This is a genomic window from Actinoplanes nipponensis (assembly GCF_016862275.1).
Taxonomy (GTDB): Bacteria; Actinomycetota; Actinomycetes; order Mycobacteriales; family Micromonosporaceae; genus Actinoplanes; species Actinoplanes nipponensis.
This window is the reverse complement of record NZ_BOMQ01000081.1, coordinates 100499-112362: the sequence shown is the minus strand read 5'-3', so window position 1 is coordinate 112362 and position 11864 is coordinate 100499. Positions and strand designations below refer to the sequence as shown.

9 protein-coding genes and 1 pseudogene are annotated in these 11864 nt (G+C 73.2%); 6 read left to right on the top strand and 4 right to left on the bottom strand.

Annotated elements, in window-relative coordinates; all coding sequences use genetic code 11:
* Nucleotides 1–135: 135 nt before the first annotated feature.
* Together Ani05nite_RS34235 and Ani05nite_RS34230 are read right to left on the bottom strand one after the other, a co-directional pair.
* Nucleotides 136–1731: a phytoene desaturase family protein gene (locus Ani05nite_RS34235; protein WP_203775277.1), complete on the bottom strand. Its 1596-nt coding sequence runs from the start codon at nucleotides 1729–1731 to the stop codon at nucleotides 136–138.
* 11 nt (nucleotides 1732–1742) lie between these two features.
* Nucleotides 1743–2450 (bottom strand): TetR/AcrR family transcriptional regulator, encoded by a 708-nt coding sequence (locus Ani05nite_RS34230; RefSeq protein ID WP_203775275.1) that lies wholly within the window; start codon nucleotides 2448–2450, stop codon nucleotides 1743–1745.
* Between the two features lie 108 nt (nucleotides 2451–2558).
* Here Ani05nite_RS34230 and Ani05nite_RS34225 point away from each other — a divergent pair, with 108 nt between their 5' ends.
* Entirely contained in the window at nucleotides 2559–4697 is a 2139-nt protein-coding gene (locus tag Ani05nite_RS34225; RefSeq protein ID WP_203775273.1) for an MMPL family transporter, read from the top strand.
* On the opposite strand, the pseudogene Ani05nite_RS34220 reads toward Ani05nite_RS34225, so the two are convergent.
* Nucleotides 4681–5520: pseudogene (locus tag Ani05nite_RS34220) on the bottom strand (YhjD/YihY/BrkB family envelope integrity protein); the annotation flags it as partial. The gene Ani05nite_RS34225 and the pseudogene Ani05nite_RS34220 sit on opposite strands and share 17 nt — an antisense overlap.
* Before the next feature lie 42 nt (nucleotides 5521–5562).
* Between Ani05nite_RS34220 and Ani05nite_RS34215 the strand changes: the two are divergent.
* From Ani05nite_RS34215 to ispG, 4 genes are read left to right on the top strand one after another with little or no spacing between them, the layout of a single operon-like run.
* Nucleotides 5563–6141 (top strand): YcxB family protein, encoded by a 579-nt coding sequence (locus Ani05nite_RS34215; RefSeq protein ID WP_203775271.1) that lies wholly within the window; start codon nucleotides 5563–5565, stop codon nucleotides 6139–6141.
* 14 nt (nucleotides 6142–6155) lie between these two features.
* Nucleotides 6156–7367 carry a 1-deoxy-D-xylulose-5-phosphate reductoisomerase gene (gene dxr, locus Ani05nite_RS34210; RefSeq protein WP_203775269.1) on the top strand — a complete coding sequence of 404 codons (1212 nt, stop codon included), beginning with the start codon at nucleotides 6156–6158 and terminating at the stop codon, nucleotides 7365–7367.
* Nucleotides 7367–8623, top strand: coding sequence for a M50 family metallopeptidase (locus Ani05nite_RS34205; RefSeq protein ID WP_203775267.1), 1257 nt, complete (start codon nucleotides 7367–7369; stop codon nucleotides 8621–8623). The genes dxr and Ani05nite_RS34205 overlap by 1 nt, the downstream gene beginning before the upstream one ends.
* A 10-nt stretch (nucleotides 8624–8633) precedes the next feature.
* Complete coding sequence (gene ispG / locus Ani05nite_RS34200; RefSeq protein WP_203775265.1) at nucleotides 8634–9806, top strand: flavodoxin-dependent (E)-4-hydroxy-3-methylbut-2-enyl-diphosphate synthase; 1173 nt, start codon at nucleotides 8634–8636, stop codon at nucleotides 9804–9806.
* 176 nt (nucleotides 9807–9982) lie between these two features.
* Here ispG and Ani05nite_RS34195 read toward each other — a convergent pair whose 3' ends face one another.
* Nucleotides 9983–10915 (bottom strand): AraC family transcriptional regulator, encoded by a 933-nt coding sequence (locus tag Ani05nite_RS34195; RefSeq protein WP_203775306.1) that lies wholly within the window; start codon nucleotides 10913–10915, stop codon nucleotides 9983–9985.
* A gap of 154 nt (nucleotides 10916–11069) precedes the next feature.
* On the opposite strand from Ani05nite_RS34195, the gene Ani05nite_RS34190 reads away from it, so the two are divergent.
* Nucleotides 11070–11720, top strand: coding sequence for a class I SAM-dependent methyltransferase (locus Ani05nite_RS34190; protein ID WP_203775263.1), 651 nt, complete (start codon nucleotides 11070–11072; stop codon nucleotides 11718–11720).
* Nucleotides 11721–11864 lie beyond the last annotated feature (144 nt).

The window sequence follows — 11864 nt, the reverse complement described above, 5'->3', positions numbered from 1 at the left end:
GGGCCGTCGTCGTGGCTGCCGTCTCGGGGTCGTCGAGCCGCCGTCCGGGCCGCCGCCGCGCCGCCGCGGCCGTAGCCTTGCGCCCATCACCCCCAAGCCCACCAGCCGGTCACCGCCCGGGCCGCGCCCGAATGATCAGCGGCCCAGATCCCGCAGGATGCGCTTCGCCGCGTTGTGGCCCGCCGCGCCGATCACGCTCCCCGCCGGGTGCGCCCCGGCCGATCCCGCGTACAGCCCGTCCAGGCCGGTCGCGTACGGCATGCGCTCGTTGAAGGCCACCGTGTTGTCGACGTGGTGGATGTGCCCGCCGGTGATGCCGAAGTGTTTCTCGATGCCCGGCGGGGTCAGCGGCATCGTGTCGGCCACCAGCTCCGAGGTTCCGGGCGCGTACCGGTCCACCAGGGCCAGCAGCCGGTCCACGTAGCCGGGCAGCTCCGCGTCCCAGGTCGAGGTGGCCAGCTCGTACGGCACCGACTGGACGAACAGGGCCGACGAGTGGTGGCCCGCCTCGTCCTGCAGCGACGGGTCGACGGTCGTGTGCAGGTACCACTCGATCGTGGGTTCGGCCGGCAGCCGGCCCGCCTGCACGTCCGCCCACATCGCGCGCAGCGCCGCCATCGGGGAGTCCGTCTCGGCCAGGCCGGCCAGGCCCGCCGAGCCGGGCAGCAGGTGGATCGTCGAGCCGAACGGCGACGGCGCGTCCTCGGGCAGGCAGGCGAAGCGGGGCAGGCCGCGCAGGGCCAGGTTCACCTTCAGCGTCGTGCCGGGGCGGCGGACCGCCGCCATCCGGTCGGTCAGGGCCGCGGGCAGCGCGCCGTCCGGGACCAGGCTCATCAGCCTGTACGGGTCGCAGGAACCCAGCACCACCGGGGCCTGCACGGCCCGCCCGTCGGCCAGGACCACGCCGGTGGCGGCGCCCTGGGACACGGTCACGGACGCCACCGGCGTGCTCGTGAAGATCGCGGCGCCGGCCGCGCGGGCGGCGTCGGCGAACGTGCGCGACACCGTGCCCATCCCGCCCCGGGCGATCATCCAGGTGCCGTCCGAGCCGGGCAGCCGGCACATGTTGTGGACCAGGAAGTTGTGGCCGGTGCCCGGGTCGTCGGGGCCCGCGTTCAGCCCGGACAGGCCGTCGGTCACCGCGTACATGCTCATCAGCAGTTCGCTCTTGAAGCCGAACCGGGCGAGGTAGTCGGCGACCGAGCCGCGGACCAGGTCGATGAACGTGCTCTGCAGCTGCGGGCGGATGTGCCGGTCGGCGACCTGCTCGACGGTGCCGGGCTCCTGCAGCCAGGCCGGGGCCAGGTCGGCGCGCAACGCCGCGATCTCCACCTGCATCGCCTCGTCGGCGGCCACGTCGCGGGGCGAGAAGAACCGTTCCATCTGCGCCCGGGTCGCCTCGCGGTCGGTGCCGAAGAGCAGGTACGGCGCCCCCGGCCCGCCCGGGGTGGGCAGGAAGTAGTGCGGGTCGCGGCGCAGCACCGGGATGTCCACGTCGAGCGTGCGCAGCAGCTCCGGCGGCATGAGACCGAGCAGGTACGAGCCGGTGGACTGGCCCAGGCCGGGCACCCCGGCGAACGGCCGCTCGGTGCGGGTGGCGCCGCCGAGCACCCCGGCGGCCTCCAGCACCACGACGTCGAGTCCGGCGCGGGCCAGCAGCACCGCGGAGACCAGGCCGTTGTGGCCGGCGCCGATGATCACCACGTCCGCGCGTTCGGGCAGAGAGCTCATGGCAGCGCAGCCTAGCGCGCCATTCGGCTGACCATCCGCGCCAATTCGACCTCGAAAAGTGGCTCCACGTCCGTCATGGCCCACCTCAGGTGACCGAACACCTCCATCGCCACGATCCCGTACAACCGGGTCCAGGCGGCCACGAACAGGTAGATCACCGGCAGCGGGAAACGATCACCGAAGGTGTCCAGGTACGGCGCGAACAGCTCGCGCAGCGCCGGGTCGGGCAGATCGGGGGCGGCTCCGCCGAACGGGTGGCGGGCATAGTGCTCACCCAGCACAGTGAAGAAGGTCTCCCCGAACCGCGCGCCGGCGTCGTTGAACGGGCCGCACTGCTCGGCGAACGGGGTGATCCCGGGCACCGGGCTGCCGAACATCAGCGCGAACTCGGCGGGCCGGTCCAGCGACCAGCGGCGGAAGGCGCGGGCCATGTGGCCGACCCGGACCAGCGGTTCCTCGTCGCCGTGGTCGGTGGCGGCGTCCGCGACCGTGGCCCGCAGGTCCTCGAAGAGGTCGGTGACGATGGCCAGCACCAGGGCGTCGAGGCTGGCGAAGTACCGGTACAGGGCGGGGGCGGTCATGCCGAGGTCGCGGGCGATGGCCCGCAGCGAGATGGCGGCGGGGCCGCCGGCGACGAGCAGGCGGCGGGCGGCGTCCTTGATCTCGGTGACGGTCTCCGCGCGCAGCCGTTCGCGGCGGCTGGGCGTGGTCGTCGTCATAGCGGGCTCCGTTGACGGGGGCGAACGGCGCTTGTGAGAGTAAACAGCGTTCACCATAGTGGCCGGGAATCTGAGGCGACTGTAACGGGCGTTCCGGGAGGAAGGCACATGTTCGGCTGGTGGGGCGGAGCGGTCGTCCGGCTGCGCTGGTGGGTTCTGGGCGCCGCGCTGGCCCTGGTCGTGGCCGGGGCGACCTGGGGCGCGGGCGTCTTCGGGGCGCTGACCGGCGGCGGCTACGACGACCCGGACAGCCAGTCCAACCGGGCGGCCCGGGCCATCGCCGCCCAGCTCGGCCAGCGCGACCCGGACCTGGTCGTGCTCTGGTCCAGCGACACGCTCACCGTGGCCGACCCGGCCTTCCGGACGGCGGTGACCGAGGCGGTGGCGAAGATCCGCGCCGAGGCCGACGTGGCCCAGGTCGCCGCGTACACCGACCGGGGCGCGCCGCCCACGCTGGTCAGCAACGACCGGCGGGCCACCTACGCGGCGGTCTACCTGCGCGCCGGGGCCGAGGACGGCCGGGCGGCGGCGTACCACCGGATCGAGCCGGCCCTGGCCGCGCCCGGGCTGACCACCCGGATCGGTGGCCTGGTCGCGTTCACCGACCAGGCCAACGCGCAGACCAAGAAGGACATCACCCGGGCCGAGATCTTCTCGCTGCCGGTCCTGTTCCTGCTGCTGGTGCTGATCTTCCGGGGGCTCATCGCCGCCCTGTCCCCGCTGGTCATCGGCGGCATCGCCATCCTCGGCGCGTTCGTCGCCGTGCGGGCGCTGACCTACGTCACCGACATCTCGGTCTTCGCGATCAACGTCATCACGCTGCTCGGCCTGGGCATGGCCGTGGACTACTCGCTGTTCGTGGTGAGCCGCTTCCGCGAGGAACTGGCCAACGGACGCGACGTGGGCAGCGCCATCCGCGCCACCGTGGCGACCGCCGGCCGTACCGTCATGGTCTCCGGCCTGACCATCGTGCTGGCGCTGTCCAGCCTGCTGATCTTCCCGCAGCCCTTCCTGGGCGGCATGGCCATCGGCGGCATGGCCGCCGTGCTGGTCGCCATGCTGGCCGCCCTCACCGTCCTGCCCGCGGCCCTGTCCCTGCTCGGCCACCGCATCGACAAGCTGCGCATCCCGCTGCCGCAGCGCGGGCGCCCCGGAGCCGGCTGGGCCCGGATCGCCCGCAGCGTCATGCGCCGCCCGGTGCTGTACGTCGCCGGCGTGCTCGTCGTGCTGACCGCCTTCGCGGCGCCGTTCCTGCGGGTCGAGTTCGGCGGCTTCGACGAACGGGTGCTGCCCGCCGCCAGCTCGGCCCGGATCGTCGGCGAGCGGCTGGCCGGCGACTTCCCCGGCGGCGGCGAGAACCCGATCACCGTGCTGGTCACCGGCGCGCCGGCCGGCGCCCTGGCCGGGCGGATCGCCGCGCTGCCGGACGTCACCGCCGCCACGGTCACCGCCGAGCGCGGCGCCGCCTCGCTGATCACGGTGACCTATCCGCGCACGCTGTCCGGGGCGCAGGCGCGCGACCTGGCCTCACGGGTCCGCGACCTGCCCCCGCCGGCCGGCGCCGAGGTGCTCGTCGGCGGCCGGCCCGCCATCGACCTCGACCTGCTGGAGAGCCTCGCGGCCCGGCTGCCCTGGATGGCCCTGATCATGGCGGTCGCCACGATGGTGCTGCTGTTCCTGGCCTTCGGGTCGGTGCTGCTGCCGGTCAAGGCCGTGCTGATGAACCTGGTCTCGATCGGCGCGTCCTTCGGCGTGGTCGTCTGGATCTTCCAGGAGGGCCACCTCGAGGGCCTGCTGCGGTTCTCCTCCGTCGGCTACATCGAGCCGAGCAACATGATCCTGGTGCTCGCCGTGCTGTTCGGCCTGGCCACCGACTACGAGGTGTTCCTGCTCTCCCGGGTCCGCGAGGAGTGGGACGCCACCGGCGACAACACCGCTTCGGTGGCCGCCGGCCTGCAGCGCACCGGCGGCATCATCACGGCCGCCGCGGTGCTGCTGATCACGGTGGTGGCCGGCTTCGCGACCGGCGAGGTGACCGTCATCAAGACCATCGGGGTCGGCATGATCGTGGCCATCATCGTGGACGCGACGCTGGTCCGGGCGCTGCTGGTCCCCGGGACGATGCGGCTGCTGGGCCGGTGGAACTGGTGGGCGCCGGGACCGCTGGGCCGCTTCTACTCCCGCTACGGGATCCACGAGACGGATCCGCGGCCGCCGGCGCCGGATCGGCAGCCCGAGCCCGTCTAGCCCGCTGGAAGGCGCTGGCGCTCTGTGTCGCGGCGAAGCCGGCCAGCAGGATCACGTGGAAGAGATAGAGCCACAGCCCGACGGCGACCGTGCCGCCGATCTCGGTGAAGCCGCCGAACGGCACCCCGAGGTCCAGTGGCAGCGCGCAGAACAGCACGAAACCGTGCAGGAACCCGGACAGGTTCGCCGCGGTGAACGAGCCGACCAGCACCGTCGCCAGCCACTCGGGCCGGCCCGGGGCCACGCCGCGGTAGACCCAGATCACCACCGGGGTCAGCACCAGCCAGGCGGCGAAGAACGACAGCACCACCCCGGCCACCGCGTACCAGCCGCCCCGGACCCAGAGGCCGCTGGTCACGGGCAGGGCCAGGAACAGCGCCAGCAGCAGCGCGGGGGAGGCGGCCAGCAGGGGCAGCCAGAGGATCCGGCCGCGCCAGCCGACCAGCGCCTCGCCCGGCTCGCGCAGGGACACAAACGCGCGGCGCAGGCCCTCGCCGTACAGGGTGGCGGGGAGCAGGCTGGCCACCGCGAGCATCGGGGTCAGGTGCAGGCCGGCCTCGATCAGCGCGGACAGGGCCCGCGGCGCCCCGATCGCGTCCGGCAGGGCCTGGATGGTGTGCCCGGTCAGCCGGCGCACCCGGTCGGCCCCGGCGACCAGGCCGGTGATCCAGATCGCCAACAGGGCCACCGGCACCACGGCGATCCCGGCGTAGAAGGTCACGGCGGCGGCGTGCAGGGCCAGGTCCCGTCCGCGGAGGGGCCGGAACGGCGCCGACAGTCTTCGGCGCAGGTCCGCCACCCGGGATCTCATGCCCCCCTCCATACCCACGGTGGCGCTAGGATCCGCACGATCATGGGAGCTGATATGCCACTGTCCTTCGCGGCCGAGCCGGACGAGCGTCTGCTGGGCGCCGCCGTACGCCACGTCAGCCGGCAGCGATTCATGGTGCTGCGCGTCGCGGGCCTGCTGCTGGGCGCGGTCGGCTCGCTCTGCTGGCTGGTCCTGGACGGCAGCAGGAGCTACCTGGTGCTGGGCCTGACGCTGGCCATCGCCCTGTTCTTCGGGGTGGTTCTCGTCGAGCTCGCCGCGCGGCAGGCGACCCGGATGAGCGTCAAGCGGGTGTCCCGGCCGACGACCTACCGGTTCGGGCCGGCCGGTGTGGGCGTCGGCACCGAGCTGGTGCGCACCGAGATGAGCTGGGCGGCGATCCGGAGCACCGAGGAACTGCCGGGTCAGGTCATCCTCGCGCTGGCCGGCGGCGGCTTCGTCCCGGTGCCGGTCGGCGGCCTGACCGGGGAGCAGCTCGCCGAGCTGCGGGCCCTGCTGAGCGGCAACGTCGGCCGGCCGGCGGCCGCCCCGCCGCCGGTACCGCCGCCGGTCCCGGCGTCCGGGCCCGCGGCGGACCGGCCCGGACCGCCCGGGGTACGCCCGCCGACGCCGTGACCCGGCAGGGGAAGATGGACGGCATGCGTGAGTTGGTACTGCTCGGCTCCACCGGGTCCATCGGCACCCAGGCCATCGACATCGTCCGGCGCAACCCGGAGAGGTTCCGAGTGGTCGCGCTCGGCGCCGGCGGCGGCAACGTCGAGCTGCTCGCCGCGCAGGCGCTGGAGCTCGCCGTCGACGTGGTCGGGGTGGCCCGTTCCAGCGTCGTGCAGGACCTGCAGCTCGCGTTCTACGCCGAGGCGCAGAAGCGCGGCTGGGCCACCGGCGACTTCAAGCTGCCGAAGATCGTGGCCGGCCCGCAGGCGATGACCGAGCTCGCCGCGTGGCCCTGCGACGTCGTGCTCAACGGGGTGGTGGGCAGTCTCGGGCTGCCGCCCACGCTGGCGGCGCTGCGCTGCGGCCGTACCCTCGCGCTCGCCAACAAGGAGTCGCTCGTCGCCGGCGGCCCGCTGGTCCGGGCCGCGGTGACGCGGCCGGGGCAGATCGTGCCGGTCGACTCGGAGCACTCGGCGCTGGCCCAGTGCCTGCGCGGCGGCTCGGCCGGGGAGGTACGGCGGCTGGTCCTCACCGCCAGCGGGGGAGCGTTCCGGGACAGGCGCCGCGCCGAGCTGACGAACGTCACACCCGAGGAGGCGCTCAAGCACCCGACGTGGGACATGGGCCCGGTGGTGACGATCAACTCCGCGACCATGGTCAACAAGGGTCTCGAGGTGATCGAGGCGCACGAGCTGTTCGACGTGCCGTACGACGCCATCGAGGTGATGGTGCACCCGCAGTCGGTGCTGCACTCCCTGGTCGAGTTCGGCGACGGCTCCACGCTGGCCCAGGCCAGCCCGCCGGACATGCGGCTGCCGATCGCGCTGGCGCTGGCCTGGCCGGAGCGGGTGCCGGGCGCCGCGGCGGCGGTCGACTGGACGCTCGCGCACAACTGGGAGCTGCGCCCGCTGGACCACGAGGCGTTCCCGGCCGTCCGGCTGGCCAAGGCCGCCGGCACGGCGGGGCGCTGCCGCCCGGCGATCTACAACGCCGCCAACGAGGAGTGTGTGGCCGCGTTCGTGTCCGGTCGGCTACCTTTTCTGGGCATCGTCGACACCCTCGAGGCGGTGCTCGCGGCGGCGCCGGATTTCGACGAGCCGGGTACCGTCGAAGACGTGCTGACCGCGGAGGCCTGGGCGCGGGCCCAGGCGCAGCGGATGATCGCTACTGCGGCTGAAGGAGCCTGATGCTGTACTGGTTGGGGACGGCGGCCTTCGCGCTGGCAATCTTGATCTCGGTGAGCCTGCACGAGCTCGGCCACATGATCACGGCCAAGCGGTACGGGATGAAGGTCACCCAGTACTTCGTCGGGTTCGGCCCGACCATCTTCTCGTTCCGCCGCGGTGAGACCGAGTACGGCCTCAAGGCCATCCCGCTCGGCGGCTTCTGCAAGATCGTCGGCATGACGCCGCAGGACGACGACGTCTCGGAGGCCGACCAGCCGCGGGCCATGTGGCGCTTCCCGGTGTGGAAGCGCACGGTCGTCATGTCGGCCGGCTCGCTCACCCACTTCGCCCTGGCCATCGTGGCCGCCTGGTGCGCCGCGGTCTTCGTCGGCCTGCCCAACCCCGACGTGCCGCAGACGGTCCAGCAGCAGGTCGCGCTGCCGGCCCGGATCACCGTGGCCGACTGCGTGCAGGTCGTGCTCTCCGAGCAGGAGTGCAAGGCCGGCGCCGGCACCGACGTGGCGGCCCCGTCGGCCGCCGCCGGGCTGCGCACGGGCGACGTCATCACCAAGGTCGGCAACACCCCGATCACCAGCTACGGCCAGCTCACCGACGTGATCCGGGCCACCAGGCCGGGCCCGACGGTCTTCGAGTACACCCGCGACGGCCGGCCCGGCAGCACCACGGTGACGATGATCGCCGCGAAGCGCCCGCCGCTGGCCGACCCGGAGGGCCCGGTCACCGAGGTCTCGGTGGTCGGCATCGGGCAGAGCATCGACATTCCCGGCACGCTCACCTACGGCCCGATCGACGCCGTCGGGGCCAGCCTGCGCTACGACTGGAGCCTGGTCGAGGGCTCGTTCGTGGCGATGAAGCGGATCCCCGAGAAGATCCCGGCGCTGTGGAACTCGATCACCGGCGACGAGCGCGACCCGAACACCCCGATCAGCGTCATCGGCGCCAGCCGGCTGGGCGGCGAGGCGATCGAGCGCGGCGTGCCCGAGATCTTCCTGCTGATCTTCATCTCGCTGAACGTCTTCATCGGCATCTTCAACCTGCTGCCGCTGCTGCCGCTGGACGGTGGGCACATCGCCATCGCCTGGTACGAGCGGGTCCGCTCGTGGATCTACGGCAAGCTGCACAAGCCCGATCCCGGCCGCGTCGACTACTTCAAGCTCATGCCGCTGACCTACGCCGTCATCCTGATCGGTGGGGCGTTCACCCTGCTCACCGCCACGGCCGACGTGATCAACCCGATTACCATCTTCTCAAAGTGAGAGTGCGCACATGACCGCTGTCAGTCTCGGTATGCCGGCCGTACCGCCGCCGCCGCTGGCCCCCCGCCGGCACAGCCGCCAGATCATGGTCGGCAACGTGCCGGTCGGCGGGGGCGCGCCGGTGAGCGTGCAGTCGATGACCACCACGCTGACCGCCGACGTCAACGCGACCCTGCAGCAGATCGCCGAGCTCACCGCCTCGGGCTGCCAGATCGTCCGGGTCGCCGTGCCGTCGCAGGACGACGTCGAGGCGCTGCCGGCCATCGCGAAGAAGTCCCAGATCCCGGTCATCGCCGACATCCACTTCCAGCCCAAGTACGTCTTCGCGGCGATCGACGCCGGCTGCGCGGCGGTCCGGGTCAACCCGGGCAACATCCGCCAGTTCGACGACAAGGTCAAGGAGATCGCGAAGGCCGCCGGCGACGCGAACGTCCCGATCCGGATCGGCGTCAACGCGGGCTCGCTGGACAAGCGGATCATGCAGAAGTACGGCAAGGCCACCGCCGAGGCGCTGGTGGAGTCGGCCCTGTGGGAGTGCTCGCTGTTCGAGGAGCACGGCTTCCGCGACATCAAGATCTCGGTCAAGCACAACGACCCGGTCGTGATGATCCGCGCGTACCGCCAGCTCGCCGAGCAGTGCGACTACCCGCTGCACCTGGGCGTGACCGAGGCTGGGCCGGCGTTCCAGGGCACCATCAAGAGCGCGGTCGCGTTCGGCGCGCTGCTGGCCGAGGGCATCGGCGACACCATCCGGGTCTCGCTGTCCGCCCCGCCGGTCGAGGAGATCAAGGTCGGCCAGGGCATCCTGGAGGCGCTGGGCCTGCGCGAGCGCGGGCTGGAGATCGTGTCCTGCCCGTCCTGCGGCCGCGCCCAGGTGGACGTCTACACGCTGGCCGAGCAGGTGACGGCGGCGCTCGAGGGCTTCCCGGTGCCGCTGCGGGTGGCGGTCATGGGCTGCGTCGTCAACGGGCCGGGTGAGGCCCGCGAGGCCGACCTGGGCGTCGCGTCGGGCAACGGCAAGGGCCAGATCTTCGTCAAGGGCCAGGTCGTCAAGACGGTCCCGGAGTCGATCATCGTGGAGACGCTGGTCGAGGAGGCGCTGCGGCTGGCCGACCAGATGGGGGCGGAACTGCCGGACGAGCTCCGCGAGCTGCTCCCGGGCCCGACGGTCACGGTCCACTGACACTTCCGGTACGGGGTCAGCGCCGCTGACCCCGTCACCTTTGGGCCACCCGGTGCCTTCGGTGCCCGCACGGCCGGGACGGTCGGCGCCGTCCCTGTCCGCTCCCTGCTCCCGCCGGGCCGGTCAGGTTCCCGTTCGCCCCTGGCGCCCGGCGCGTTCTGGTCCCGCCGGGCCGGTCAGGTTCCCGTCCGCCCCTGGCGCCCGGTGCGTTCTGGTGCCGCTCGGCGGGCGCCGGGGCGGGCGGCGTCGCGCCACTGGGCCGGGGTCGCCCGGTGCTCGGCGCGGAACCGTTTGATGAAGTAGCTGACGTCCGGATAGCCGACCCGGTGGCTGATCGCCGCCACCGTGAGGTCCGTGCCGGTCAACAGCAGCCGGGCCTGCTGCATCCGTCGCTGGGTGATCCACTGCTGCACCGTGCGGCCGGTCTTGCGGCGTACCACCGTGGTGAGGTGGCCGGCGGTGAGGGCGAGCTCGGCGGCGACGTCGGCCAGCGAGATCGGCTCGTGGTAGCGCCGCTCGACCACCTCGAAGACGGCACCCAGCAGGGGCTCGTCGGAGGCGCGGAGCTGGTCGGCGACGTCGGTCGACAGCCGGGCCGCGGCCACCAGCAGCAGGGTCAGGTGGGCGAGGGCGGCCTCCTGGTAGCCGTCGCGCCCGGCCCGCAGCTCGGCCTCCAGCGCGGCGAAGCGTTCCACCCAGCCGGCCCGGTCGGCCGCGGGGATGCGCAGCCGCTGGGCCCGGTCGATCCCGCGGGCGAACGGGAACAGCAGCGGGTGGGCCCGCCACGACGCATAGGCCCCGGACGTGCCGGGCCGCAGCACGTCGGCGGGGAACCACGCCAGCCACCCGTCGACGGCCATCTCCGCCGGCGGTCCGGTGAAGGACACGACCTGTCCGGGGGCGATGACGAACAGGTCGCCGTCGGTGACCGTCCACTGCCGATCGTCCAGCACCACCGTCCCGTGGGCCCGGTGGGCGTAGAAGAGCACCAGGAAATCGTGGGTGTGCGTGCCGATGGCCGGCGGGTTCCCGGCCGGGGCGTCCTGCGGGAACCGCGCGACCGCCACCGGCGCCGTGCCCGGTGAGTGCCCGAAGGACATGACCGGCACCCCGTGCCCGGTCGTGCCCACCGGCCCGGCGAGCCCCGGGGCGACGGCCACAGATTGTCGCATCGCAACCACGGATCCACCGTTGTTCCCTCGCACGCCTGGCATGAGGCTCAGAGTACGACCGAAATTCGTCGGATTCGAGGAGGAGCAGGCCATGACGGAGACGCCCGCCCGGGGCCAGCGGCACTACCTGCCGGCCATGGGCAAGCACTGGCTGCTGCCGCTCTACGACCCGTTCACCCGGCTGGCCGGGGTCGGGCGCATCCACAAGCAGCTGCTCGACCGCGCGGACCTCCGGGCCGGCCAGCGGGTCCTGGAGATCGGCTGCGGCACCGGAAATCTGCTGACGTCGCTCGGGCGGCGCGGGCCGGACGTCGACGCGGTGGGCATCGACCCGGATCCGGCCGCGTTGCGCCGGGCGCGGCGCAAGGCGGCGCGGCGCGGCCTGCCGATCCGCTACGAGCAGGCGTTCGCCGGCGAGCTGCCGCTGCCCGACGCCGACGTGGACCGGGTGCTCTCGGCCTTCATGCTGCACCACCTGGACGAGGGCGAACGGCTCCGCGCCCTGCGCGAGGTGCGAAGGGTGCTCCGCCCGGGCGGTCAACTGCACATTGTGGACGTTGACGGCACCCCGCCGGAGGACGCTTCGGGTCGCGGCCGGAAGCCTCGCCACCCGCTCGTGGCGGCCAGCGTCCCCGAGCGGGTGCTGGCGGCCCTGGCCGAGGCGGGCCTGACGAACCCCACGATGACCGGCCGGGACACGTTCCGCTTCGGCGCCTACGCCTTCTACCGCGCCGAGCGGTGAGGCGGACGCCCGAGCCAGGAGACCGGCGCCGAGGGGTGACGCGGACGCCCGAGCCGGGTGCACCGGCGCCGAGCGGTGACGCGGACGCCCGAGCCGGCTGGCCGCTGCGCTCGCCGGCGGTGAGCCGGCGAGCGCGACGGCGAT